23 protein-coding genes are annotated in these 25,594 nt (G+C 72.8%); 5 read left to right on the plus strand and 18 right to left on the minus strand.

Annotated elements, in window-relative coordinates; all coding sequences use genetic code 11:
- The first annotated feature begins 45 nt into the window (after positions 1-45).
- Positions 46-516 carry a DUF1203 domain-containing protein gene (locus Aau02nite_RS01920; RefSeq protein ID WP_212986539.1) on the plus strand — a complete coding sequence of 157 codons (471 nt, stop codon included), beginning with the start codon at positions 46-48 and terminating at the stop codon, positions 514-516.
- Here Aau02nite_RS01920 and Aau02nite_RS01925 read toward each other — a convergent pair.
- The gene (locus Aau02nite_RS01925; protein WP_212986540.1) at positions 482-1,036 is read right to left on the minus strand and encodes a hypothetical protein; all 555 of its coding nucleotides are present in this window, start codon (positions 1,034-1,036) and stop codon (positions 482-484) included. The two genes, Aau02nite_RS01920 and Aau02nite_RS01925, sit on opposite strands and share 35 nt — an antisense overlap.
- Positions 1,037-1,401: 365 nt before the next feature.
- Here Aau02nite_RS01925 and Aau02nite_RS01930 point away from each other — a divergent pair, with 365 nt between their 5' ends.
- Entirely contained in the window at positions 1,402-3,900 is a 2,499-nt protein-coding gene (locus tag Aau02nite_RS01930) for a DEAD/DEAH box helicase (RefSeq protein ID WP_212986541.1), read from the plus strand.
- Here the strand turns inward: Aau02nite_RS01930 and Aau02nite_RS01935 are convergent.
- Positions 3,878-5,695 (minus strand): sensor histidine kinase, encoded by a 1,818-nt coding sequence (locus Aau02nite_RS01935; RefSeq protein WP_212986542.1) that lies wholly within the window; start codon positions 5,693-5,695, stop codon positions 3,878-3,880. The two genes, Aau02nite_RS01930 and Aau02nite_RS01935, sit on opposite strands and share 23 nt — an antisense overlap.
- Positions 5,692-6,387, minus strand: a complete 696-nt coding sequence (locus Aau02nite_RS01940) for a response regulator transcription factor (RefSeq protein WP_212986593.1) — start codon at positions 6,385-6,387, stop codon at positions 5,692-5,694. Before Aau02nite_RS01940 ends, Aau02nite_RS01935 begins: the two co-directional genes overlap by 4 nt.
- A 156-nt stretch (positions 6,388-6,543) precedes the next feature.
- Here Aau02nite_RS01940 and asnB point away from each other — a divergent pair, with 156 nt between their 5' ends.
- Together asnB and Aau02nite_RS01950 are read left to right on the plus strand one after the other, a co-directional pair.
- The gene (asnB, locus tag Aau02nite_RS01945; RefSeq protein ID WP_212986543.1) at positions 6,544-8,472 is read left to right on the plus strand and encodes an asparagine synthase (glutamine-hydrolyzing); all 1,929 of its coding nucleotides are present in this window, start codon (positions 6,544-6,546) and stop codon (positions 8,470-8,472) included.
- Between the two features lie 35 nt (positions 8,473-8,507).
- Entirely contained in the window at positions 8,508-9,275 is a 768-nt protein-coding gene (locus Aau02nite_RS01950) for a DUF3152 domain-containing protein (RefSeq protein WP_212986544.1), read from the plus strand.
- A 130-nt stretch (positions 9,276-9,405) separates the two neighbouring features.
- Here the strand turns inward: Aau02nite_RS01950 and Aau02nite_RS01955 are convergent, their stop codons facing one another.
- The 3 genes from Aau02nite_RS01955 to Aau02nite_RS01965 form a co-directional block, all read right to left on the minus strand.
- Positions 9,406-10,158, minus strand: a complete 753-nt coding sequence (locus tag Aau02nite_RS01955; protein ID WP_246594825.1) for a DUF3152 domain-containing protein — start codon at positions 10,156-10,158, stop codon at positions 9,406-9,408.
- Positions 10,159-10,265: 107 nt separating this feature from the next.
- The gene (locus Aau02nite_RS01960; RefSeq protein ID WP_212986545.1) at positions 10,266-10,766 is read right to left on the minus strand and encodes a DUF6624 domain-containing protein; all 501 of its coding nucleotides are present in this window, start codon (positions 10,764-10,766) and stop codon (positions 10,266-10,268) included.
- 82 nt (positions 10,767-10,848) lie between these two features.
- Entirely contained in the window at positions 10,849-11,733 is an 885-nt protein-coding gene (locus Aau02nite_RS01965) for an EamA family transporter (RefSeq protein WP_212986546.1), read from the minus strand.
- A 64-nt stretch (positions 11,734-11,797) separates the two neighbouring features.
- Between Aau02nite_RS01965 and Aau02nite_RS47235 the strand changes: the two genes are divergently transcribed.
- Positions 11,798-12,679: a LysR family transcriptional regulator gene (locus Aau02nite_RS47235; RefSeq protein ID WP_212986547.1), complete on the plus strand. Its 882-nt coding sequence runs from the start codon at positions 11,798-11,800 to the stop codon at positions 12,677-12,679.
- Here the strand turns inward: Aau02nite_RS47235 and Aau02nite_RS01975 are convergent, their stop codons facing one another.
- From Aau02nite_RS01975 to Aau02nite_RS02030, 12 genes are all read right to left on the minus strand, one after another.
- Positions 12,680-14,266: a PP2C family protein-serine/threonine phosphatase gene (locus Aau02nite_RS01975; protein WP_212986548.1), complete on the minus strand. Its 1,587-nt coding sequence runs from the start codon at positions 14,264-14,266 to the stop codon at positions 12,680-12,682.
- Positions 14,267-14,384: 118 nt separating this feature from the next.
- Positions 14,385-14,942 carry a MerR family transcriptional regulator gene (locus Aau02nite_RS01980; RefSeq protein WP_212986549.1) on the minus strand — a complete coding sequence of 186 codons (558 nt, stop codon included), beginning with the start codon at positions 14,940-14,942 and terminating at the stop codon, positions 14,385-14,387.
- Positions 14,943-15,081: 139 nt separating this feature from the next.
- A complete protein-coding gene (locus tag Aau02nite_RS01985; protein ID WP_125804926.1) occupies positions 15,082-15,546 on the minus strand; it encodes a bifunctional nuclease family protein in 465 nt (154 codons plus the stop codon).
- Positions 15,547-15,734: 188 nt separating this feature from the next.
- Positions 15,735-16,415 (minus strand): transcriptional regulator FtsR, encoded by a 681-nt coding sequence (gene ftsR, locus Aau02nite_RS01990; RefSeq protein ID WP_212986550.1) that lies wholly within the window; start codon positions 16,413-16,415, stop codon positions 15,735-15,737.
- Positions 16,416-16,480: 65 nt separating this feature from the next.
- Positions 16,481-16,933, minus strand: coding sequence for an oxoglutarate dehydrogenase inhibitor Odhl (gene odhI / locus Aau02nite_RS01995; protein ID WP_023362861.1), 453 nt, complete (start codon positions 16,931-16,933; stop codon positions 16,481-16,483).
- Positions 16,934-17,146: 213 nt separating this feature from the next.
- Positions 17,147-17,527 (minus strand): glycine cleavage system protein GcvH, encoded by a 381-nt coding sequence (gene gcvH, locus Aau02nite_RS02000; protein WP_212986551.1) that lies wholly within the window; start codon positions 17,525-17,527, stop codon positions 17,147-17,149.
- A gap of 28 nt (positions 17,528-17,555) precedes the next feature.
- Entirely contained in the window at positions 17,556-20,048 is a 2,493-nt protein-coding gene (locus tag Aau02nite_RS46115) for a DUF881 domain-containing protein (RefSeq protein ID WP_246594826.1), read from the minus strand.
- Positions 20,049-20,056: 8 nt separating this feature from the next.
- Positions 20,057-20,389 (minus strand): small basic family protein, encoded by a 333-nt coding sequence (locus tag Aau02nite_RS02010; RefSeq protein ID WP_212986552.1) that lies wholly within the window; start codon positions 20,387-20,389, stop codon positions 20,057-20,059.
- Positions 20,389-21,276, minus strand: a complete 888-nt coding sequence (locus Aau02nite_RS02015) for a DUF881 domain-containing protein (RefSeq protein WP_212986553.1) — start codon at positions 21,274-21,276, stop codon at positions 20,389-20,391. The genes Aau02nite_RS02010 and Aau02nite_RS02015 overlap by 1 nt, the downstream gene beginning before the upstream one ends.
- Entirely contained in the window at positions 21,273-21,932 is a 660-nt protein-coding gene (clsA, locus tag Aau02nite_RS02020) for a cardiolipin synthase ClsA (protein ID WP_212986554.1), read from the minus strand. The genes Aau02nite_RS02015 and clsA overlap by 4 nt, the downstream gene beginning before the upstream one ends.
- Before the next feature lie 238 nt (positions 21,933-22,170).
- Positions 22,171-24,132: a vWA domain-containing protein gene (locus Aau02nite_RS02025; RefSeq protein ID WP_212986555.1), complete on the minus strand. Its 1,962-nt coding sequence runs from the start codon at positions 24,130-24,132 to the stop codon at positions 22,171-22,173.
- Between the two features lies 1 nt (position 24,133).
- Positions 24,134-25,558, minus strand: coding sequence for a sigma 54-interacting transcriptional regulator (locus Aau02nite_RS02030; RefSeq protein WP_212986556.1), 1,425 nt, complete (start codon positions 25,556-25,558; stop codon positions 24,134-24,136).
- Between the last annotated feature and the right edge of the window lie 36 nt (positions 25,559-25,594).

The raw sequence follows: 25,594 nt of genomic DNA on the forward strand, positions 1-25,594 counted from the left end.
CGAATACCGCCAGACCACGGCCGGGCGGCGCAGCAGGATGGCGTCATGATGACGACCATCGCGTACCGGATCAGCGCCCTCTCCCCCGCCCTGCTCGCCGAGGTCCGGGCCGATCCGGCGGCCGAGCGGCACTGCGCGCTCGGGGGTGAGCAGTTGCGCTGCTGTCTGCGTAACGCGGCGGCCGGCGAGGGGTTGCTGCTGTTCAACTACGAGCCGCCGCTGCCCGCGTCGCCGTACCGGGAGAAGGGTGCGGTGTTCGCCCACGCCGCGCCCTGCGGCGGGCCGGCGGACGACCTGCCCTATCCGCCCGACTGGTACGGCCGTCCGCAGGTGCTGCGGGCCTACGACAGCTCCGGGCGGATCCATCCGGCCAGCCGGCAGCACGACGGTGGTGATCCGGTGGCGGCGCTCACCGCCGTGCTGGCCGAGCCGGGCGTCGTCCTGGTGCACAGCCGGAACGTGGTCTACGGGTGCTACCTGTTCAGCGCGCTGCCGGCGGGCGCAGCGTCGCGGTGACGTCGTCCACGTCGAAGGTCGTCACGCCGCCGCCCGCGGACTCGCTGGCGAGGAACGTGATGGTCGCGGTGCGTTCGGTGGCCGCGGTCGATGCGGAGGCGCCGTACTGGTGCCAGTCGGCCGGCATGTCGAAGGCGAACGAAAAGCGGGTCTTCGGGGGTTCGCCCGTCACGGCCAGGCCCATGTTCAGGTAGTCGCCGCGGCTGGTCTCGGTGGAGGCGGCCCGGGCGTGGAACTTCACATCCAGGCCGCAGCCGGCCGGGATCGTGACCGTGGAGCGCAGCAGGTCGGTGCGGGTGACGTCGAGTCCGGCGAAGGTCGCGTACGCGCGGCCGGTGTGGGCCGGGCGCTCCGGGGTGCCCAGGACCACCATGCGGGGGCCGGCGCTCCAGCCCGCCGTACCGCGTTCGAAGCTGGGGTTGAGCTGCACCTGCGCGGTGCAGGGCGCAGGCGCGGCCGGGGCCTGGGCGCCACCGGTGGTGACCACGAGTGCGGCGGCGAGGACGACGAGGAATTTCACGGGACCTCCGACAATCAGGGGCATTGAGCACTGTCGATACATTCTGCAACCGATCGGCAACCGGATGTGTCCCGTTCCGCACCCGGCCCGGCGCAATCTCTGTCGTGCGAGGCCACCACACGTACCTGAGGAGCTCCCGGAATGCGCCTTCGAATCGGTTCCACCATCGCCGTCGTCGCCGCCGTCATCGGCCTCGCGGGCAGCGTCGCCGGCCCGATCTACTCGGCGTTCGGCGTCTAGCGGATCGACCGCAACTCCACAGCAGGGTCCCTTTCCGTGGCCGGGCGCGTCCAGCGCCCGGCCACGGTGCTGAGAAAGCCCGGCCACGGTGCTGGGAAAAGCGCGACGGATAGGGTGGGCACATCATGACGCTCACCGACCGCCTGCCCGGCACCGCCGAACCCGACGCCGTCTTCGACGCCTTCCAGAGCTGGGTGAGCGAGCAGGGACTGACGCTCTACCCGCATCAGGAGGAGGCGCTCATCGAGATCGCCACCGGGGCGAACGTCATCCTCAACACCCCCACCGGCTCGGGCAAGAGCCTGGTCGCCACCGGCGCACACTTCGCCGCCCTGGCCGACAAGCGCACCACCTTCTACACCGCGCCGATCAAGGCGCTGGTCAGCGAGAAGTTCTTCGCCCTGTGCGCGGTCTTCGGCGCGCACAACGTCGGCATGCTCACCGGCGACGCCAGCGTCAACGCCGACGCCCCGATCATCTGCTGCACCGCGGAGATCCTGGCCAACCTGGCGCTGCGCGAGGGCGCCGACGCCGACGTCGGCCAGGTCGTCATGGACGAGTTCCACTTCTACGCCGAGCCCGACCGCGGCTGGGCCTGGCAGGTGCCGCTGATCGAACTGCCGCAGGCCCAGTTCATCCTGATGTCGGCGACCCTGGGCGACACCACCCGCTTCGTCGACGACCTGAGCCGGCGCACCGGCCGGCCCACGGCCGTGGTCAGCAACACCGAGCGGCCGGTCCCGCTGGTCTTCCAGTACGCGATGACCCCGCTGCACGAGACCATCGAGGAGCTGCTGACCACCCGGCAGGCACCGGTCTACATCGTGCACTTCACCCAGGCCGCCGCCCTGGAACGCGCCCAGTCGCTGATGAGCATCAACATGTGCACCCGGGCCGAGAAGGACGCGATCGCCGCGGCCATCGGCAGTTTCCGGTTCACCGCCGGCTTCGGGCGCACCCTGAGCCGGCTGGTGCGCCACGGCATCGGCGTGCACCACGCCGGCATGCTGCCCAAGTACCGCCGGCTGGTGGAGACCCTCGCGCAGGCGGGCCTGCTCAAGGTCATCTGCGGTACGGACACCCTCGGCGTCGGCATCAACGTGCCCATCCGCACCGTGCTGTTCACCGGGCTGAGCAAGTACGACGGGGTCCGGACCCGGCTGCTCAAGGCCCGCGAGTTCCACCAGATCGCCGGGCGGGCCGGGCGGGCCGGCTACGACACCCTCGGCACGGTCATCGTGCAGGCCCCCGAGCACGTCATCGACAACGAGCGGATGCTGGCCAAAGCCGGCGACGACCCGAAGAAGCGCCGCAAGGTGGTCCGCAAGAAGCCGCCGGAGGGCACCATCGGCTGGGGCCAGCCGACCTTCGACCGGCTCGTGGCCGCCGACCCGGAGCCGCTGACCTCCTCGTTCCAGGTGTCGCACGCGATGCTGCTCAACGTGCTGGTCCGCGGGGGCGACCCGTTCGCCGCGATGCGGCACCTGCTCACCGACAACCACGAGGAGCCGGCCGCCCAGCGCCGGCACATCCGCCGGGCCCTGGCCATCGCCCGGGCGCTGCTGGCCGGTGGGGTCATCGAGCGGGTCGCGACCGACGACGGCGTGCGCTACCGGCTCACCGAGGACCTGCAGATCGACTTCGCGCTCAACCAGGCGCTGTCGCCGTTCGCGCTGGCCTGCCTGGAGCTGCTCGACCGGGAGTCGCCGGAGTACCCGCTGGACGTGGTCTCGGTCATCGAGGCGACCCTGGAGGACCCGCGCCAGGTGCTGTCCGCGCAGCAGTTCAAGGCCAAGGGCGAGGCCGTCAACGCGATGAAGGCCGAGGGCATCGAGTACGACCAGCGGATGGAGCTGCTGGAGGAGGTCACCTACCCCAAGCCGCTGCTGCCGCTGCTGGAGGGCGCGTACGAGACGTACCGGGGCGGGCACCCGTGGGTCGCCGACTACGAGATCAAGCCCAAGGCCGTGGTCCGCGACATGTACGAGCGCGCCATGACCTTCACCGAGTACGTCTCCTTCTACGGCCTGTCCCGCTCCGAGGGCCTGGTCCTGCGCTACCTCGCGGACGCGTTCCGGGCCCTGCGCCAGACCGTGCCCGAGGACGCCCGCACCGAGGAGCTCACCGACCTGATCGAGTGGCTCGGCGAGCTGGTCCGCCAGGTCGACTCCAGCCTGCTCGACGAGTGGGAGCGGCTGCGCAACCCCGGCGCCGAGATCGTCGAGGTGTCGCCGCTGGACGACAAGCCGCCGGCGGTCACCCGCAACGTGCGGGCGTTCCGGGTGCTGGTGCGCAACGCGATGTTCCGCCGGGTGGAGCTGTTCGCGCTGCGCCGGGCCGAGGACCTGGGCGAGCTGGACGCCGAGTCGGGCTGGAACACCGATCGCTGGATCGAGGCCCTGGAGGACTACTACGCCGAGTATCCGGTGGTCGGCACCGGGCCCTCGGCGCGCGGGCCGGCGCTGCTGCACATCGAGACCACGCCGACGGTGTGGAGGGTGCGGCAGGTCTTCGAGGACCCCGAGGGCGACCACGACTGGGGCATCGAGGCCGAGGTGGACCTGGCGGCCAGCGACGAGCTGGGCGCCGCGGCGATCCGGATCACGGCGGTGGGCCCGCACTGAGCGGCGGCGGGTCCGCGCTGACCGCCGCGGTCGGGCGCAGCGGCAGGCACACCGTGAAGGTGGTGCCGGCCCCGGGCTCGCTGGTGACCTCGATGTAGCCGTCGTGGTCGCGCACGATGCGTTGGGCGATGGTCAGGCCGAGGCCGGTGCCGCCGGTCGCGCGCTGCCGGGCCGGGTCGGCCCGCCAGAACCGGTCGAAGACCCGCAGCAGGTCCGCCGGGGTCATGCCGACGCCGGTGTCGCGCACGGTCAGCACGGCTTCCGCCCCGCGTTCGCGGACGCGGACCAGGATGTGGCCGCCGGTGTCGGTGTAGCGCACCGCGTTGGTCAGCAGGTTGCCCAGGACCTGGCGCAGCCGGTCCGGATCGGCCTCGATCCACACCGGGGCCGGCACGTCCACGGTCAGCGCGATCCCGGCCTCGGCGGCGACCGCCCGGTGCGCGGTCGCGCCCACCTGCACCAGGTCGGCCAGGTCGATCGGGCCCTTGGCGTAGCGCAGGTCGCCGACCTCGGCCAGGGCCAGCACCTGCAGGTCGTCGAGGATGCGCCGCTGCAGCATGGTCTCCTCGTGCAGCGAGGCGAACAGCTCCCGGCTCGGCTCGACCACCCCGTCGGACAGACCCTCGAGGTAGCCGCGCAGATTCGACAGCGGCGTGCGCATCTCGTGCGCGACGTCGGCCACCAGGCGGCGCTGGCGTTCCTCGCTGCGCTGCACGGCCTCGGCCATGGCGTTGAACGACTGCGACAGCCGGGCCAGCTCACCGCGGCCGGAGGCGGGCACCCGCACGTTCAGCCGGCCGCCGGCGAGCAACCGCGAGGCCTCGGTGAGCCGGCGTACCGGATGGCTGACCAGCCGGGCGATCCAGGCCGTGCCGATCAGCGCCACCAGGATCAGCCCGGCGACGCCGAAGGCGGCGGGCCGGCCGAGCTGGCCGACATCGGTCTCACCGGACGCGCCGAGATAGAGCTGCAACGGCAGGGCGGCCGACACCCCGGCCCGGTCGTTGAAGGTGGTGGCCGCGCAGTTGCGGTCCATCTCCGGCGCCCCCGGCGCGCTGCACTGCTGGTACGTCAACAGGTCGATGTCGATGCGCTTGCGGTTCTCCAGCACCAGCTCCGACGCCTTGCGGACACAGCCGGCGTGCTCCTGGAGCTGCTGCCGGGTCAGATACGGGGCCCGGTCGGTCAGCAGGACCGCCTCGGTGCCGGGCTTCTCGTCGGCGATGCACCGCACGGCCACCAACGCCGCCCGGTACTGGGCCAGCTGGCGCAGCATCCCCGCCACCGGTGTCCGCTCGACGGGGCGGACCGGGTCGGGGGCCGGGCCGAACAGCGGTCCGGTCAGCAGCACGCTGGCGGGAACCCCCTTGCCGAGCAGGGCGGCCAGTGCCGGCTGAGCGGCGGCGTCGGCGGCGTCGGCGTCGGCGTCGGCGGCCCAGGACTCCAGCTGCGGCCGCGGGTCGATCAGCATGGGGCCGGGGCGTACCGGACCGGCGGCGCGGCCGGCCAGGTTGTCCGTGTCGACCAGCACCGTCTGGTCCAGGGTGATCAGCCGGATGTGCAGCCCGGTCTGCCGGGAGAGGTCGGCGGCGAGGCGATCCACGCCAGGCCACCGCCCGTGCAGCAGGCCGTAGCGGGCCACCTGGTCGGCGATCTCGAAGCGGTGCCGGTCAGCGCTGGCCTGGGCCTCGTTGAACGCCCGGGAGGTCAGGCTGAGCGTCAGCCAGGCGGTCGCCCCGATCGCGGTCACGGCCACCACCATGACCAGCAGGAAGATGCGCAGCCGGAAGCTCATTGCTCGGCCATCCGGTAGCCGCGGCCGTACACCGTCTGCACGTACCGCGGCTCGGCCGGATCGGTCTCGATCTTGCGGCGCAGGTTGACCACGTGGGCGTCGACCGTGCGCTCGGAGACGTCCTGCTCGAAGCCGAACGTCTTGTCGATGATCTGCCCCCGGGTGAAGACCCGCCCGGGCTCGCGGGCCAGCAGCTCGACGATGCCGAACTCCTTGGCGGTCAGGTGCACCGTGGCCCCGGCGACCCGCACCTCGAACCGGCCGGCGTCCACCTCGAGGTCGCCGACGCGCAGGGTGGCGGACTGGGCGTCCGCGGTCCCGATCCGGCGCAGCAGGGCCCGCACCCGGGCGGTCAGCTCCCGCGGGCTGACCGGCTTGGCCAGATAGTCGTCAGCACCGATGTCCAGGCCCAGCAGCATGTCGTTCTCCGACGAGCGCGCGGTGACCAGCAGGATGGCGATCGACGACGACTCGGCCCGCAGGATGCGGCAGACGTCGAGCCCGTCGACCAGCGGCATCATCACGTCCAGGATCACCAGGTCGGGGCGACGGGCCCGGGCCTGCTCCAGTGCGGCCCTCCCGTCACCCACGGTCAGCACGTGATGGCCCTCCCGCTCAAGGTACAGGCGGATGAGCTGGGCGTGCTTGGGATCGTCGTCAGCTACCAGGATCCGAGCGGTCACGGACGCGATTCTCACCCAGGACGTCAACCCCAGGGGCGAATGTCAGATTCCGGTGAAGATCCGTACCGGTTCCGGTGCGACCACAGTTCCCGGCCACTTCCTCACAAGTCCTTCATAGCCCGCTCCCTACGGTGCAGATCCGCTCGTTACCGAAGGAGTGCCGCGATGTGTGGTCTGAGCGTGTTCGTGAGCAGCCGGGCGAACGCCGGTGTCCCCGACCCCGCGTCGGCCGCCGCCTTCGCCGAGGCGCTGGCCACGATGCACCACCGGGGGCCCGACGACACCCAGATCGAGTACGGCGACGGCCTGGCCTTCGGGTTCCAGCGGCTGGCCATCGTCGACGTGGCGGAGAGCCGCCAGCCCGCGCACTACCCGGTCGACGGCCCGCAGGCCGGCCGCTGGACCGTGGTGTTCAACGGCGAGATCTACAACTACCGTGAGCTGCGGGCCGATCTGATCCGCGAGCACGGCGCCACCTTCGCCACCCACGGCGACACCGAGGTGCTGGCGGCGGCGTTCCACTACTGGGGTGCGGCGGCGCTGTCGCGGCTGCGGGGGATGTTCGCGTTCGTGGCGTACGACCACTGGACCGCCACCGTGCACGCGGCCCGCGACCCGTTCGGGATCAAGCCGCTGTACCTGCTGGAGACCTCGGACGGGCTGTTCATGGCCAGCGAGCGCAAGGCCCTGCTGCCGTTCAGCGGCAACTCCGGGGCGGCGCTGGACACCGACGCGCTGGCGCACTACCTGACCCTGCAGTACGTGCCGGACCCGATGACGCTGCACCGGCACGTGCGGCGGCTGCCGCCGGGGCACCGGATGACCTGGACGCCGGGCGGCGGTCAGCGTCTGCACCGCTACTTCCGCCCGTCGCTGCGTCCGCTGCACGTCCGCCCGGACGTGGCCATCCACGCCATCCGCGACGCGTTGCGCGACAGCGTCCGCAAGCACCTGCACGCCGAGGTGCCGGTCGGGGCGTTCCTGTCCAGCGGGGTGGACTCGTCGGCCATCGTCGCGCTGGCCGCCGAGGTCAAGCCGGACCTGCACGCGTTCACCGCGGGCTTCGCCCAGGAGGGCTACTCGGAGATCGAGATCGCCCAGGACACCGCCGACCAGCTCGGGGTGCGGCTGACCCCGACGGTGGTCACCGAGGACGACGTCATCCGGGAGCTGCCCCGCATCGTGCAGCTGCTCGACGACCCGGTGGCGGACCCGTCGCTGGTGCCGCTCTACTTCCTGGCCCGTACGGCGTCCCGGTTCGTCACCGTGGTGCTGTCCGGGGAGGGCTCGGACGAGCTGTTCGGCGGCTACACGATCTACCGCGAGCCGATGTCGCTGGCCGGCATCGAGCGGCTGCCCGCCGGCATGAAGCGGGGCCTGCGCAGCCTGTCGAAGGTCATCCCGGAGGGCGTGAAGGGCCACAGCTTCCTGGAGCGCGGCACCACGCCGATCGAGGAGCGCTACTACGGCAACGCCCGGATCTTCTCCCCGGCGGAGAAGGCCGAGCTGATGCGCTTCACCGCCGACCCGCACACGGTGATCACGAGCAAGCTGTACGCGGAGACCGCCGACGTCGACGACGTCGCCTCGATGCAGTACGTGGATCTGCACACCTGGCTGCCCGGCGACATCCTGACCAAGGCCGACCGGATGTCCATGGCCCACTCCCTGGAACTGCGGGTCCCGTTCCTGGATCAGGCGGTGTACGCCGCCGCGGCGGGCCTGCCCACCGAGATGAAGCTGCCCGCCGGTAACCGCACGACCAAGTACGCGTTGCGCGAAGCCATGCGCGGCATCGTGCCGGAGTCGGTCCGCGACCGCCGCAAGCTGGGCTTCCCCACCCCGACCCGGCTGTGGCTCAAGGGCGCGATCGGGGACTGGATCGCCGAGCTGATGGCCGGCTCGCAGACCGGGCACCTGCTCGACCTCGGCTACGCCCAGCGGCTGCTGGCCGAGCACCGGGCCGGCGTGGCGGACAACTCCCGCAAGGTCTGGACGGTGGCGATGTTCTGCCTGTGGCACGCGATCACGGTGGAGCGGTCGCTGGACCCGGCCCCGCCGCTGACCCGGCCGGCGGCGACCGCAGCCGCGTGAGCTCAGCAACCGGCCGGCCCGTCCGAAGGTGAGGTATGCGACGGCTGGGGTGGATGCTCGCGACGGCACTGGCGCTGGTCCTGCCGGCCGGGTGCGCGCCCGCGCCGTCCGGGGTGCCTGCGGCTGCCGCGCCGTCGGCGCCGGGGCGGCTGCCGGCCGCGCGGCAGGCGGCCAAGCCCGTCGTGGTCAGTTATCCCGCACGGGGCCACGGCGACTGGCTGGTGGCCGCCGGGTCGGCCCGGACCGCCGGCCGGGCCGGCCCGTTGCTGCGCTACCGGGTCCTGGTCGAGACTGACATCAGGGGCGTCGGGACCGGTGCCTTCGCCGACGCGGTCACCAGGATTCTGGCGGATCCGCGCGGCTGGACGGCCGGCGGCACGCTGCGGCTGCGCCGGGTCGGGCCGGGCCAGCGGTACGACTTTACGATCTTCCTGGCCACGCCCCGCACCCGCGACCGGCTCTGCGGTAGCGGCGCCGACGCCTACACGTCCTGCCGCAGCGGCGACCGCGTCGTGCTCAACGTGGCCCGCTGGATCAAGGGCGTGCCCCGCTACGGCTCCGCACTGGCGGTCTACCGGCAGTACATGGTCAACCACGAGGTCGGGCACCGCCTCGGGCACGGCCACGAACGCTGCCCCGGGCGGGGTGCGCCGGCCCCGGTCATGCAGCAGCAGACGCTGGGACTGCACGGCTGCCGGGCGAACGCGTGGCCGTACCGGGCCGGCCGGCGGTACGCGGGACGCTCCGGCGCGTACGCCGATCCGGTGCCGCCGCCGGACCGCGGGGTCCGCCGTCCGGGTTAGGCCGAACGCCGCGCCCGCGCACCGGACGGATCATCTCAGCGCCGCCGCGACCCACCGCCGCTGGGCCTTCGTCCTCCTCGCCGCCGTGGCCATCGCCGGGGGCACCCGCCTGATCTCCTGAGCCGGTCCCCTACGAAGACGGCACCTCGTCGTCGTAGCTGCCCGGCCGGCCGGCGTACCGTTCGCCGTCGCGGTAGGGCCAGGGGTTCGCCGTGCACCCGTGCAGGCCCAGCGTCTGCTGCTGCATGACCGGGGCCGGCTCGCCCCGCCCGGGGCAGCGTTCGTGGCCGTGCCCGAGGCGGTGCCCGACCTCGTGGTTGACCATGTACTGGCGGTAGACCGCGAGCGGCGCCCGGTAGTGCGGCACCCCGTGCGCCCAGCGGGCCACGTTGAGCACCACCCGGGCACCGTTGCGGCAGGACGTGTAGCCGTCCGGCACGTCCTGGCACAGCTCGTCCCGGGTGCGCGGGGTGACCAGGAAGATCGTGAAGTCGTACCGGTCGCCGGGCCCGACCCGGCGCAGCTGCCGGACCCCGCCGGCGGACCAGCCCCGCGGGTCCTCCAGCGTCCGCTGCACCGCGGCGGCGAACCCGGCGGTGGAGACCCCGGTGATGTCCTTCTCGACCTGCACCCGGTAGCGCAGCACCGTGCCGCGCGGCGGTGCGGGGCGCTGGGCGGCGGCCGTGCGGAACCGGCCGCCGCCCCGCTCCGGATACCGGATCCGGGGCGCTTTGCGCACCGGCGTGCCGGCCGCCTCGGGCGACGCCGACGGGCTCACCGGTACGGCGGCCGGACCGGCCACAGTGGGATCCCCCACCGGCCCGCAGCCGGCCAGCAGCATCATCAGGACCAGCACCGCGGTACGGCCACCGGCGCGCGACATGGAACGTCCCTTCGGCAGGCAACAGGTGTTGTGCGAAGGGAAGGACTGCCGGGGGCCACGGAAGGTTGATGCACCGGCCCGTCAACCTTTCCGGGCCGTCACTCGTCTCAGGCGGGAGCGTGCCGGGCCGTGTGCACGGCGAACGGGGCCAGTCCGGCCTCGGCGCGGCGCGCGTCCATGCCGTCCGGATCCTCGACCGGCCACGGCACCGGGGCGCCGTCGGCCACCCCGGCGATCTGGGTGCCGTAGAGCTGGGGACGGCCCTCGTTGACCAGCACGCGGTCGCGCAGCATGGCCAGCGCCGACGGATCGGCCTCCCCCGCCGCGACGGCCGCGGCGAGCAGGGGCAGGACCCGGCGCTGCAGGTCGAGCTGCTGGTCCGCGTGCTGGGCGACGAGGAAGGCCCGGCGCGCGGCCTCGGCGCCGACCATGGTCACCGTCGGCCAGCCGTACGCGTCCAGGATCTCGGCGAGACGGTCGGCGTTGCGCACCGTGATCCGCCGGTGCGCCAGCCGCCCGGCCGGGTCCCCGCCCAGCGCGCCGGGCTGAGCGTCGCGGTCTTCGTCGGTCAGAGCGATCAGTTCCCGGGCCAGGTCGTCGTTCGTCATGGGCGTCGACGCTAGGGCGCGCGGCATGCGGGACGGGCGGGGACCACCCGAGGGCTCGCCGACGGCGTTCTGCGATGATTCATCAGGGGGCCGGGACCGGCTCGCGGGCCTCGTCCGTGCTGTGCTCCGCGGCCGCCCGAGCGCCCGTGCGCTCCGCGCCGATGCCGGCCGCGACCACGAAAGCGATCCCCGCCACCGGCGCCCATCCCGGCACCTGGCCCAGCACCAGTAGCCCGATCAGCAACGCGAGGGCCGGCTCCAGGCTCATCAGCGTGCCGAAGGCGGCTGTCGTGAGCCGGCGCAGCGCGAGCATCTCCAGGGCGAAGGGCACCACCGGCAGCAGGATGGCCAGGCCGATCCCGGCGAGCAGCAGCTGCCAGGTCAGCTGCCCCAGCACGGCCGGGCCGGCCACCAGGGTCGCCACCAGCGCGGCGACCGGCATGGACACCGCCAGGCCCTGCAGACCCGCCACGTCGTCACCGACGCGCTGGGTGAGCACGATGTACGCGGCCCAGCACAGCGCCGCGGCCAGCGCGTACCCGACCCCGACGAGGTCGGTGCCGCCGTGCCAGGGCTCGGTCAGCAGCAGCACCCCGGCCGCCGCCAGCAGCGGCCACACCTTGGTGCCGCGGCGGCCGCGGACGATGGCCACCCCGAGCGGCCCGAGGAACTCCAGCGCACTGGCGGTCCCGAGCGGCAGCCGGGCGATGGCCGCCATGAACAGCATGGTCACCCCGGCCGTGACCACGCCGAGCGCGACGGTGGTCAGCAGGCTGGCCCGGGTGAACGAGCGCAGCCGCGGCCGGACGAGCACGAGCAGGATCACGCCGGCCCAGAACAGCCGCAACCAGGCCGTGCCCTGCGCGCCGAGGCGGTCGAGCAGGCCGACGGAGACGGCGAGGCCGAGCTGGACGAGGACCATCGACGCCAGGGCCATCGACGCGCCGGTCCGTGCTGATGAACGCATGCGTCCAGTAGAGACCGGGACACCGTTCAAGTCCACGTGCCAATGGTGGACACACCGTTCGACGGTGACTGACAATGGCGGGATGGACACCCGCCGCCTGCGGTTACTGGTGGAACTGTCGCGGCTCGGCTCGATGCGGGCCGTCGCCGACGAGATGCACGTCACCACCTCGACGGTCTCCCAGCAGCTGGGCGTCCTGGCCCGCGAGGCCGGCGCCACGCTGATCGAGCCGGACGGCCGGCGGGTCCGGCTCACCCCGGCCGGACAACGCCTGGCCCGGCACGCGGTCACCATCCTGGCCGCGGTCGAGGCGGCCCGGCTCGACCTGGACCCGGACGCCGAGCCGGCCGGGGCACTGCGGGTCGCGGGCTTCGCCACCGCCGTACGCCGGTCCCTGCTGCCCGTCGCGGCCACGCTCGCCGCCACCCACCCCCGGGTCCGGCTGCTGATCCACGAGCACGAACCGGCCGAGGCCTTCGAGCTGCTGGCGACCGACGCGATGGACCTCGCGCTGACCTACGACTACAACCTGGCCCCGGCCGCCTTCGCCCCGGGCCTGGACGCCGTGCCGCTGTGGGAGACACCGTGGGGTCTGGCGGTGCCGCGCGACGACCCGGCCACCGACTTCGCCGGGTTCGCCGACCACGACTGGATCGTCAACTCCCGCAACACCGCCGACGAGGACGTGGTCCGCACGATGGCCTCGCTGGCCGGCTGCACCCCGCGGATCGTGCACCGCGCGGACAGTCTGGATCTGGTGCAGGACATGATCGTCGCCGGGCTGGGCGTCGGGCTGCTGCCGCTGCGGACCGCGACGCTGCCCGGCGTACGGCTGATCGAGCTCACCGGGGTCGACGTGCGGCTGCGGTGCTACGCCGTGACCCGCCACGGGCGCGCCGCCTGGCCACCGCTGGCCCTGGTGCTGCGGCTGCTGGCCGGCGGCTGATCAGCTCCGGGCCCGCAGGACGGCGAGCACCACGTCGTCCTCGGTGTCCTGCGAGAAGTAGCCCAGCAGGTGGTCGCAGATCTGCTCGGCGGTCATCGCGGTGCAGTCCTGCAGCACCCGGGTCAGCTCGCGCAGGCCGTCGTCGAGCGTGGCGCCGCGCCGCTCCACCAGGCCGTCGGTGTAGAAGATCACGCTGGTGCCGGGCAGCAGCTGGACCTGGTGGTCGGTCCGGACGGTCCGTTCCCGGGTGCCGAGCAGGGTTTCCGGGCGGGCCTCCAGCAGCCGTACGGAACCGTCCGGCGCGAGGAGCACCGGCGGCGGATGGCCCGCGTTGGACCAGCGCAGCGTCCGGGTGCCGTGGTCCTCGCGTTCGATCTGGGCCAGCACCACCGTGGCGAAGGCGTCCACGGCGAAGCCCCGCATCGCCTCCTGGAGCCCGGTCAGCACCAGCGCCGGCGACTTGAGCAGCGCATACGAGATACCGCGGAGCAGGCTGCGGATCTCGCTCATCGCCGCCGCGGCCCGCCGGTCGTGCCCGGTGACGTCGCCGACCACGATCGTCACCCGGCCGTCGGGCAGGGTGAACGCGTCGTACCAGTCGCCACCGATGTGCGCGCCCTCGCCGACCGGCTGGTACCGCACCGCCACCTCGGTGTGCTCGGGCTGCACCGGAGGCGCGAGCAGGCTGCGCTGCAACGCCTCGGCCAGTTCGCGTTCCATGGCCGTGGCCCGCCGCTCGGCCTGCCGGACGCCGGCCCGGTGCAGACCCTGAGCGAGGGCCGCGCCGAGCAGCCGGAAGAAACGCAGATACTCCTCGTCGACGGCCAGGTGCGGGCTCACCCGGCTGACCAGCACCACCTCGGAGCGGTCCCGGTCGCCCCCGGTGAGCCGGATCCGCGCGATCCGGCCCGCCTCGGTGGTCTCGACGGCCACGTCGCGGTCCAGCGGCGCCGGCCAGGCCGCCGTCGGCACCTGGTCCTCCGGCAACACGATCTCCACGCCGGGCAGGTCGTCGGGCGCCGAGCGCAGCACGGGCAGGGCATGCTCGATCAGCTGCTCCACGTCCTCGGCATCGGTGAGCTGATCGTTGAGCCGGCCCAGCAGCGCCAGCCGCCGCCGGCCCAGCACCTGGGCGGTGGTCTCGGAGGCGATGTCGATGGCGCCGGCGATGCGGCCGTCGCTGTCGTGCACGGCCGAGTACGAGAAGGTGAAGTACGTCTCCTCGAGGAACCCGCGACGGTCCATCAGCAGGCGCAGGTCCTCGACCCAGGTCGCACCCCGCCCGGCCAGCACGGCATCGAGCATCGGACCGATGGTGGACCAGATCTCGGCGAAGACCTTCGCGGCCGGCGCGCCCAGCGCGGCGGGGTGCTTGTCGCCGATCATCGGCGCGTACGCCTCGTTGTAGACCAGGACGTGGTCGGAGCCCCATAACAGGGTCACCGGCGCCCGGGTGTGCAGCGTCAGATCCAGGGCGGCGCGCAGGGCCGGACTCCACGACGCGACCGGCCCCAGCGAGGTGGCCGCCCAGTCGACGCGCTGGTACGCGTCGCGCAGCGTCCCAGCGGCGGCGAAGGGCTCGGTCACCTGGAGAATGTAGCCTGGCCGGATCCGCCCGACCCGGCAGGCGGCCGGCCAAGATCCCGCGACCGGCGACGACCCTCGGTGAGGCGCTCAGCAGTCGTCATGCCGTGCCGCGAGCGGCTCAACCCGCGCGACGGCGGGCCCGGCGGGCCGCGAGCTCGTCACCCGCGGCGGGCTCGGTGCTCAGGCCGGTGCCGACCGGCTGCGGGCCGGCGGCGGGCTCGGCGGGCAGGTGCGACAGCGAACCCTGGATCTCCTTGAAGGCGCCGCCGATGGCGATGCCGAAGACACCCTGGCCGCCCTGGAGCAGATCCACGACCTCCTCCGGCGAACGGCACTCGTAGACCGTCGTGCCGTCGGAGATCAGGGTGATGCCGGCCAGGTCGTCCACGCCGCGCGAGCGCAGCGTCTCGATCGCCTTGCGGATGTTCTGCAGGGAGACACCGGCGTCCAGCAGGCGCTTGACCACCTTGAGGACGACCAGGTCGCGGAACGAGTAGAGCCGCTGCGTGCCGGAGCCGGAGGCGTCGCGGATGCTGGGCACCACGAGCGTCGTCCGCGCCCAGTAGTCGAGCTGGCGGTAGCTGATGCCGACCGCCTGACAAGCCGTCACTCCGCGATACCCGGTATCGCCGTCCTCGCCGACAAGCGGACCCTCTTCAGAGTCTGACTCGTGCACGCGACTACCTCCCCGCTGCGCGGTGCCGCTTCACCTGGACTTCACGAGCGTATAACTCAGCGAGCCACGAAACAGGGAGGTAATGCTGCGACACGCCGCGTACGGACGACCGGACCTGTGGTGACCGTCGATGCGCGGCTCAGCCCGCGAAGTCCTCCGGGCGTACCTGGTCGAGGAACTCGCGGAACTTCTCCACCTCGTCCTCCTGCTCGTCGGGGATGACGATGCCGGCCTCGGTGAGCACCTGATCGGCACACCGGATCGGCGCCCCCACGCGCAGGGCCAGAGCGATCGAGTCGCTCGGCCGCGCCGAGACCCGCAGATCGTCACCGATCAGCAGATCCGCGTAGAACACGTTCTCCTTGAGTTCCGTGATCTCGACGGCCTTCAGCGGCGCCTCGAGCGCCGCGAGGATGTCCCGTAGCAGATCATGGGTCAACGGCCGGGCGGGCTTCACGCCCTGCTGCTCGTACGCGATGGCAGTCGCCTCCACCGCGCCGATCCAGATCGGCAGGTACCGATCGCCGTCGACCTCCCTGAGCAGGACGATCGGCTGGTTACTGGGCAGCTCCACCCGAACCCCGACCACGCTCAGCTCGCGCACCGCCCGCCTCCGTGTCGCTTCGTCGTAGCCGCCCCGTAAGGCCGCCGTCGCCCCGTGAGGCAACGCGACCATCAGGCTGTTTCCCGCCTATCCTGCACGGTACACGGACGCTCGGGACCGAGCGCCACACGATGCCCGTGTCTGTGGGGTTACCCCGGCCACCCGCGGCAAACCGGAAACCCCGTCCCTCACCGTCCGAGCGTGTCCCGCAGTCCCGCCCGCACCAGAGCCGCGTGCAGACGCTGGGACAGAGCCTGCAACTCGCGCGCCGTCTCCGCCGCCCGGGCCCGCGCCGCCGGGTCGTGCTGGCGCATCAGCGGCGTCAGCAGCTGGGCGAAGAGCCCGACCTCCCGGTCCGCACCGGTCCGGAACGCGCGCAGGTGCCGCAGCTCCAGGCCGTGCCGGACCAGGCCCACCACGGCCTCGACGATCACCACGGCGTCGCCGTCGTACCAGCCCGGCGGCCGCGAGACCACCAGGCCCATCTGCTCCAGCTCGGTGAGCATCTGCTCGGCGATGCCGGTGCGCTCGACCAGGTCGGCCCGCGACACCCGGGTGTCGGCGGCGTCCGCCGGCACCTCGGCCTCCGAGCCGACCGCCACCAGCGAAGGACGCCGGTGCGACAGCGTGTCGTCACCGCGCTCCTGCGCCTCGAGCTGCTCGCGGATGACGCGCAGCGGGAGGTACTGGTCCCGCTGCGCGGTCAGGACGAAACGCAGCCGCGCCACGTCGTTCCACGAGTACTTGCGGTAGCCGGAGGCGGTGCGCTGCGGGTCCACCAGCCCTTCCGCCTCCAGGAACCGGAGCTTGGAGATCGTGGTGTCCGGGAACTCGGTCCGCAGCTGGGCCAGCACCTCCCCGATGCTCATCAGCGCAGCGTCACGTTGACCCTGGGCCCGAGACCCGGGGTCGTGCGCGGCCGCCCCCGACGGGTTCACGCCCCGCTTCCCTCGCCCTCCGGCCGGGGACCGGCGATGAAGACCAGCCGGAACTTGCCGATCTGGACCTCGTCCCCGTTGCTCAGGGTGGCCGACTCGACCCGCTCGCGGTTGACGTAGGTGCCGTTGAGCGAACCCACGTCGCGGACCGTGAAGGTGCCCCCGTCGCGGTGGAACTCGGCGTGCCGGCGCGAGACCGTCACGTCGTCCAGGAAGATGTCGCTGTCGGGGTGTCGGCCACTCGTGGTCACGTCATGGTCCAGCAGGAACCGCGCACCCGCGTTGGGGCCACGGCGCACGACCAGCAGCGCCATCCCCGGGGGCAGCGAACCGGACATCCGGCTCGGTACCACGTCGGTCTCGGGGCCCTCGAGCACCTCGTCGAGCGCACCGAGGTTCAGCGTGGACGTGACGTCGAGCGGGGGGAACTCGTCGTCTGGGCGCGTCATCGGACCACCTCACGGATCAGTTTCGCCTCGCCGCCCGACGACACGGGGTGAGCGAGCCGGACCCGGGTCCGGGTCCGGAGCGCAGCGCCCCCCGCCGCTGCCCGGAGGTCCGGACGGCACGACTTTCGGTATGAGAAAGGAATTGCAGGTTTCTCCATGTGCCCCGCGAGCCTAGTCAGCGCCGAAATGGCGAGCAACCAGACGCGCGGGCGATCAGCTGTCGGTCAGCGCCTTGTAAGCTTCTGCGTCCAGCAGGCCACCGAGCGCCGCCGGGTCGTCCGGGGCGATCTCGACGAGCCAGCCGGCCGCGTACGGCTCAGCGTTGATCAACTCCGGCTCGTCGGCGAGACTGCCGTTACGGGCGACCACGGTGCCGGCGATCGGCGCGTAGATCTCCGAGACGCTCTTCGTCGACTCGATCTCGCCGAGCTGGTCGCCGGCCTGCACAGCCGTACCCTCGTCGGGCAGCTGCACGAAGACGATGTCGCCGAGCGCGTCCTGCGCGAAGTGGGTGATGCCCACCCGCACGGGCGCGGTGCCGTCACCGGACACCCACTCGTGCTCGGCCGTGTACCGCAGGTCCTCAGGAATCACGCATTCCTCCGTTGACAAGCCCGCCCGCTCACGAGACCGGACGCGCGTACTGCAGGCTGGTGGGCTGACGCACCGCGGTCACCTCGACCGCCGTGCGTTGCTCCATGGTCACGTTACCGCCGGCCTGGCTCACCGAAGCGACCACCCCACCGGGGATCTGCAACGCCGTCTGCATCGTCGACGGCACACCGATCACCCAGAGCGTGTACGGGCCGCTGAGCTGCTTGCCGTCGACGATCACCTGACCACCGGCGCCGTCGACGAAATAGGACGAGGCGACGATCCGTACGGCGACACCGTTGTCGCCGATGATCTCCATCACCTCACCGCCGGCCCCGCGCAGCTCCTGCACGGCGTTCAGAATGGCGGAAGCCTTGATCGGCTGGCCCTTCGGGTCGATGAAGATCTTCAACCCCGGCCCCCGCGCGGGCAGGGTGCCGGAGAGCAGACCGAGCTCATCGGCCCGCTTACCGGCCTCGGCGAGCGCGGCCTCCCGCCCGGCGACACCGGAGGTCAGCTGCCGCTGACTCTCCTCGAGGGCGTTGATCTCCTGCTGCAGCCGCTGGTCACGCGCCTCGAGATCACTGAGGATCCCGACGAGATCCTCCTGGCGCGCGGTGGCTAGCCCGGCATCCTGGTCGTTGCTGCGCAACTGCACGGCCAGGGTGAAGCCGAGCAGGGCGAGCAACAACCAGATCAGAGCGCCGGCGGACGACAGCCGCCGCCCGGCCGGAGCCTTCTCTTTGTCCGGTACGGCAACAGCGCCGTCGCCGGCGTCGGCAGGACCGCTGCCCGCAGTGGCCTGACCGTTGCCGGCGGCGGCCGTCACCGGTTCGGGTGACGTCCCCGGCGTGCCGCGGACGGAGTCGTCGCGGACGTCGGCGGCGGCCGCGGCGCGGGCCATGTTGTCGTGCCACCGCTCGGGCGTGTCGCGCTCCCCGACAACAGTCGCGGACACGCTTCCCCCGGGGTGGTCGTCCTGCTGCGATACATGGCCACGCTCGGCGGCGTCGGCGTGCTCAGCTGCCACGTCGGGCCCGGCTGCGTCTTCGACGGGCCAGGACGAGGTGTCTGGCCACCGGTCGGGGCCGGCCGGCGAGCTCTGCCACGGCTCCCGCGACTCGTCCGCCTGGCCGAGGGAACCGTCAGTAGCCGGCTTCCGGTCTGCGTCGCCGGGGGAGGCCACCGCATCCCACGGCTGGTCATCCCGCTTGGCCGGCGGCCCGTCGGCGGCGTCGGACCAGGTCTCGTCGTGGCGGGCAGCCGGGACTACGTCGGCCGAGCCGGACCAGTCGTCGCGCTCCGCAGTCGGGCTCACCTCGGCGCGGCCGGGCCAGGTCTCGTCGTGACCGGCAGCCGGGGGTACTTCAGCGCGGCCGGGCCAGGAGTCGGCGTGCCCGGCGACCGGGCTTGTCTCTGCGCGGCCGGGCCAAGTCTCGTCGTGACCGGCAGCCGGGGACGCCTCGACGCGGCCGAGCCAGGTCTGGTCGCCCTGCGCAGCCGGGTCCACGTCGGCGCGGTCGACCCGGGTCTGGTCGTCGCCTCGTGCCGGCAGGTCCTCCGCGGCCTTCTCCCATGGCTGACCGGCAGCGTGCGCCCACGGCTGGTTCTCGTGCCCCGCCGATTGATCGTCGACCGCACTGACCCACGGCTCGTCATCGTGACCTGCCGGTGGCGCATCGACGGCCCCGGCCTGGTCTTCGCGCCCGGTCGGTGGGTGATCGACGGGGTCGGAGCCGGACCGGTCGCCCTGGTCCGGAGGGACCGCCGCGACGGAGTCGGGCCACGGCGTGTCGGTGCTGCGATTCGGCGTGTCGCCCTCGGCCTCCGGGGCGGAGTCGGTGGGCGGTGCCGCGCGTGGGGTCCTGGTGGTCCCCGGCGCGAAGAACGGTGGTTGCAGCCGCATCGTGGATCCGCCCTCGAACGACCGCCGCTCAGCCGGCCTTGCCGGCTCGGAGGCTGCCGGCTGCGACTCCCCGACCGGCGTCCCGCTCAGGGCATGCGGCGTGACCTGCACCGTCGGCTCTTCGTCGACCTCCGCCGGCGGTGTCAGCAGGGTGGTGGCCTCGTCGTCGTGCCGATCCGGCCGGGACACCCCGCTGTCCTCCTCGCCGGCCGCTGCGGACACGTCAGCTGTCCGGCCCTGACGCTTCGGGTTCAGGGCGGCTTCGTCTCCGGGCGGCGGCAGCATGGCGCCGGCCAGGCGGATCGTCGGGCCGTCCGGGGACAAGGGTGCGTGCGGGTCCACCGGCGCGTAGGGATCCGACCCCTCGTGCCCGGACCGCACGCTCTCCTCGTCGGCCGGTCGCCGTCCGGCGGCCGGCATCCCGGGATCGCCCAGGGTCGACCGGCGGGCCGCGCCAGGCCGCTCGCCGGACTCCCCCACCTCCGATGCCGCCTCGGTCTCACGCGAGTCAGCCTGCCGGTCGCCGGACGAGGACTCGGCCGCGGGACGGTCGGCCCGCTCGTCGGGTGCAGACGGCCCGGTCGCGGGACGGTCGGGCTGCTGGTCGTCGGTCATCGCCGCCCCTACGCCCGGAACAGGTGCCGGCGGATCGCGGCCACGTTGCCGAAGATCCGGACGCCGAGCACCACCACGACGCCGATGGAGAGCTGGCCGCCTACGCCCAGTTGGTCGCCCAGGTAGACGATGATGCCCGCGACCAGCACGTTCGAGATGAAGGAGACCACGAACTGCTTGTCGTCGAAGATGCCGTCGAGTTTCGCGCGCACGCCGCCGAAGACCGCGTCCAGCGCGGCCACGACCGCGATGGGCAGGTACGGCTGCAGCGCGATCGGCACCGTCGGATGGAACACGACGCCGAGCACGACGCCGGCGATCAGGGCGAGTACGGCGATCATCAGCCGCCTTTCGACGCTTTGCTGGACGGGGACGGTGCACTGGACGGCGGCACTGACGGCGAGGCCTGCCGCAGGTTCGGCCCGGTGGCCGCGTCCAGGGTGACGTCGTTGAGCTCGGCCACGTCGTACGAGATGCCGAACTTGGTGTTGAGTGCGCGGAAGAAGCGGCCCGCCGCGCCGTCGCGGAACTTACCGGCGAGGTTGTCCGGTCCGATCGCCACCACCTGGTACGGCGTGGTCACCGGCCGGAAGTCGACCAGGATCGCCTCGCCCGCCTGGCGGATCGTGGAGGTGGCGGTGAGCCGCTGGCCGTTGACCGCGACCGCCTCCGCACCGGCCGCCCACAGCGCGTTCGTGGCCACCTGCAGGTCGGTGTCGCGGACCCGGGCCTCGCTCTTGCGCTCACCGGTCAGCGGGTCCACCGGCATCGGGCCGTCGCCGACGGTCACCCGTGCGCCGGAGCCGCGCACCGGGGCCAGTCCGGTCTCGGCCTCCAGGTCGCGCATCCGGGCCACGGCCGCGCCTCCGAGCTGTTTCTCGCGCAGCCCGGCGACCTCGGCGCGGAGCCGGTCGGCGCGGGCCTGCAGCTCGGCCGTCTCGGTGCGGCGGTTCTGCACCTGGTCGATCAGCGTTTCGCGGGCCTGGCTGCGGGCCGGCTCGGCGGCGGTCGTCTGCTGGTAGGCCACCACCAGCAGGAAACCCAGGGCAGCCACGGTGAGCGCGCTGATGCCGCTGACGATCCGCTTCGTGGCGCCCGTCCGGCCTTCGCCGCGGGCCTTGCGGGCGGCCGCGTCGGCGTAGCCGGGATCGAGGGGGTTCTGGAACAGCTCGGTCAGGAAGTCCGGGGCGAACCGGCGCTGACCGTCGCCGCCGTCAGGCGAGCTCATCCGGCGACTGCTCCGCTCCGGGCCTGCTCGGCCCGGTCGGCGCGCAGCAGCGCGCGGGTCTGCGCCAGGTAGAGCACCGCGGCCGCCCAGTAGAGGCCGAGCGCCCACCACGCCAGGCCCCAACCGATCGGCGCGACGACGGCCTGGATCGACGGGACGGCCTCGGCCAACAGCAGCATCGGCAACGCGCCGAGCAGTACGAACGTGCCGGTCTTGCCGACGTAGTGCACCGGCGGCGGGCCGTACCCGTGGCGGCGCAGCACCAGCAGCGCGACCCCCAGCACGGCCTCGCGCAGCAGCAGGGCCACGGTCAGCCACCAGGGCACGACCTCGCGCACGGTGAAGCCGATCAGCGTGGCCAGGATGTAGAGGCGGTCGGCGAACGGGTCGAGCAGCTCGCCGAGGCGGCTGACCGAGTTCATCCGGCGGGCCACGTAGCCGTCGACCCAGTCGGTGGTGCCGCCCAGGGTCAGCACGATCACCGCGGCGACGTCGTGCTCCGGGCCGAGCAGCAGGTAGAGGAAGACCGGTACGCCGAGCAGCCGGACGAAGCTGATGACGTTCGGAATGGTCCAGATCCGGTCGGAGGCGGTGAGCGGCGACGGCCGTCCGGGCGCCGGGGAGCCGGGCGTCACCTGCGCAGGCTGCTGCGACATCGCGCCCCCTCTCCCCCTGCCGGCCGCGGGACCCCACCCGCGGACGTCGTGCACCGCCTCGGTGGGATCGTCCGCGCCCGACCCCCCGGTCGGCACGCCGGACACCGCGGGCCGGTCACTCGCGAGCCACTATAACCAGCCCTGTCGTTGTCCCGGTTCACCCCGGGCCGGACCGTGCGCGGGCCGTTGTGCGGGACACACCCTCTCAGCCGTCCTAGGAAGGTATGCCCCGCACCGCTCAGCGTTTGCCGCGGCGGCTGCGCACGTAGTCGTCGACCACGTAGCGGCCCAGCTCCGAGACGTCCGGGCTGAAGACCCGGCCGCCGCTGCGCTTGGCCACCGCGTCGACGAAGCGGCGCAGCCCGGGGTCCTCACCCAGCATGAAGACGTTCAGCGTGGCGCCGTAGCGGGTGAGCAGGTCCACCTCGCGCACGGTCAGCTGCACCGTCTCCGGCAGGGTCGGCCAGTTGAAGTACGCCTGCCCGTCGTCCTCCAGGTGGGCCGTCGGCTCGCCGTCGGTCACCACCAGCACCACCGGCTCGGCCCCGGGGTGCCGGCGCAGGTGCCGCCCGGCCAGTTTCAGCGCGTGCTGCAGGTTGGTGCCCTGGACCATGTCCGGTTCGATCGCCGCCAGCTCGCCCTGCGACAGGCTCATCGCGTACCGGCCGAAGCCGATGATCTGCAGCGAGTCCTGCGGGAACTGGGTCGCCACCAGGTGCGACAGCGCCAGCGCGGTCTGCTTCATCGGGCCCCAGCGGCCGTCGGCGAACATCGAGTAGGACAGGTCGACACACAGCGCGACCACCGCCGACGCCCGCCGTTCGGTCTCGGCGACCTCGAAGTCCTCCGGCTCCAGGCGCACCGGCAACGTGCCCACTCCCCCGCCGGCCCGGCGGCGGACCGCGTTGCCGATGGTGCGGACCACGTCGAGCGGCTGCTCGTCGCCGAACTGCCAGCGTCGCGACGACCCGATCAGGTCACCGGCCGCGCCCGCGTCGCGCAGGTCGTGCGAGCCGCGCTTCTTGCCGGACAGGTCGGAGAAGACCTGCGCCAGCGCGGTGCGGCCGAGCCGGCGCAGAGCCTTGGGCGACAGGGTGAGCCCGTCCTCGTCGCGGGTGACCCAGCCCTGGCGGCGCAGCTCGCGTTCGAGCTCGCGCAGCCGGCGCACGTCGTCGGCGGCACCGCGGCCGAGCTGGCGCTCCACCGCCTCGACGTCGACATCGTCCAGGGTCGCCCCGGGATGCTCCTGGCCCAGCTGCTCCAGCAGGTCGTCGAGCTCGCCCAGCTCGCCGAGCGCCGCGGTGGCGTCGCCGTAGCCGAGGTCCTCGTTGCCGCGCATCCGCTCGCCGCGGTTCCAGTTCAGCTCGGGGCGCAGCGCGCGCAGGTTGTCGGTCAGCTCGGCCAGCTGACCGCGCAGCGGCCCGTTGCCGAGCGCCTGGTCCATGAGCTGGGCCAGTTCCTCGCGCTGCTGCGGGCTCAGCGACCGCATCAGCCGCTCGGCCGCCGCGGCCCGCCGGGCCAGGGAGTCGACCAGCTCGTCGATGGTCTGCGGGTTCTCCGGGAAGAACTCGCCGTGCTTGGCCATGAACTGCTGGAACGCGTCGTCGGTGTCCTCACCACGGGCGTGCTTGCCGAGCAGCTCGTTGAGATCGCCGACCATCTCGGCGACCCGGGCGTCGGTGGCCGGGTCGCGGCCCTGCAGCGCGTCCTTCATGCCGGCGAAGCGCTGCTCGACCACGTCCCGCCGCAACTGGTCGAGGATCTGCTGGTACGTCGCCCGGGCCTCGTCGCTGGCCCACTGGTAGTCGGACAGCTCCTGCACGGCCTGGGCCGTGGAGCGCGGCAGGTTGTCGAGCACCGCCTCCTGGAAGCGGGCGTCGTCGCCCTCCCGGCCGCGCAGCTCGTCGCGTTCGGCCGCGACGGCCTGGTCGAGCAGTTGCTGGGCCCGGGTGACCGCGCCGTCGAGATTGCCCCGGCGCAACGCCTCGCGGCGCATCCGCCGGGCCCGGGCCTCCAGATCGTCCAGGCCCCGGCCGTCGCGGGGACCCCGGCGCAGCAGGTCCCGCAGCGCGTCGCGCAGATTGTCGCCGCTGAGCACCCGCTCACCGACCTCGTCCACGGCCGCCCGCACGTCGTACGGCGGCGCGAGCGGATCGGGCCCGTCCCGCCAGACGCCGTACCGGAAACGATTACCCGCCATCTCAGCTCCCGTACAGGGTGCGGCCGTCGTCGGTCAGCTCCTTGGCCAGCCGGCGGGTGAGGTGCAGCCCTTCCAGGACGAACTCGACGCCGGAGGCCGCCTGCCCGGGGCTGGGCGCGTCACCCAGGCCCAGCCGGTCGAGCACCTTGGCCAGGCCCGGCACGGTGCCGATCTGGGCCAGCAGCTCCTCGGCCGAGACCAGGTCGCCGGTCTCGATGATGGCGCCCTCGGCCACCAGATCGGTGAAGCCGGACAGGTCGAGGCCGGCCAGCCGGGCCCGGAACGTCTCCGCGGTGGCCAGGCGCAACAGGTGGGCGAGGATCTCGGTCTCGCGTCCCTCCTCGCCGCTCTCGAACTCGACCTTGCCGCGCAGGGTGCTGGTCACCGAGACGGTGTCGCAGATCCGGGCGACGGCCTCGCGCTCGTTCTTGAGCCCGGCCCGGCGCAGCGCGGACGCGGCCACGGTCTCGGCCGCCGCGATGGCGAAGCGGGCCGAGATGCCGGAGCGGGAGTCCACCGCCGGCGAGTCGCGGACCGCACGGGTGTAGCGGGCCAGCACGTCGACGAGGTGGTCCGGCACGGCCGCCGCCAGGGCCGCCTCCTGCCGGATCAGCGCCGTCTCCAGCTCGATCTCGAGCGGGTAGTGGGTGCGGATCTCGGCGCCGAAGCGGTCCTTGAGCGGCGTGATGATCCGGCCGCGGTTGGTGTAGTCCTCCGGGTTGGCCGAGGCCACCAGCAGCAGGTCCAGCGGCAGGCGCAGCTGGTAGCCGCGGACCTGGATGTCGCGCTCCTCGAGCACGTTGAGCAGCGACACCTGGATGCGCTCGGCCAGGTCGGGCAGCTCGTTGACGGCGAAGATGCCCCGGTTGGTCCGCGGGACCAGGCCGAAGTGAATCGTGTCGGGATCGCCCAGGGCCCGGCCCTCGGCCACCTTGATCGGGTCGACGTCGCCGATCAGGTCACCGACGCTGGTGTCCGGGGTGGCGAGCTTCTCGCCGTAGCGCTCGGAGCGGTGCAGCCAGGAGATCGGCAGCAGGTCGCCGGTCTCGGCGGCGAGCCGCCGGGTGGCCGGGGTGAGCGGCTGGTACGGGTGCTCGCGCAGCTCGGAGCCCGTGATGCAGGGCGTCCACTCGTCGAGCAGGTCGACCAGCCCGCGGATGAGCCGGGTCTTGCCCTGGCCCCGTTCGCCGAGCAGGACCATGTCGTGGCCGGCGAGCAGCGCCCGCTCGACCTCGGGCAGCACGGTGTCGTCGTAGCCGACGATGCCGGGGAAGCGTGGCGCGCCGCGGCGCAGCCGGTCCAGCAGGTTGTCGCGCAGCTCCTCTTTGACCGTGCGGAACTCGTGGCCGGAGGCCCGGAGCTCGCCCAGTGTGCGGGGAAGATCGGTCGGAGGTGTGGGGACGAGCTGTGTGGAAGCTTCAGTCACTTCGGAAACGCTACTCCGGACCTGTGACAAGTGACC

The organism is Actinoplanes auranticolor (genome assembly GCF_018332655.1).
Classification (GTDB): Bacteria; Actinomycetota; Actinomycetes; order Mycobacteriales; family Micromonosporaceae; genus Actinoplanes; species Actinoplanes auranticolor.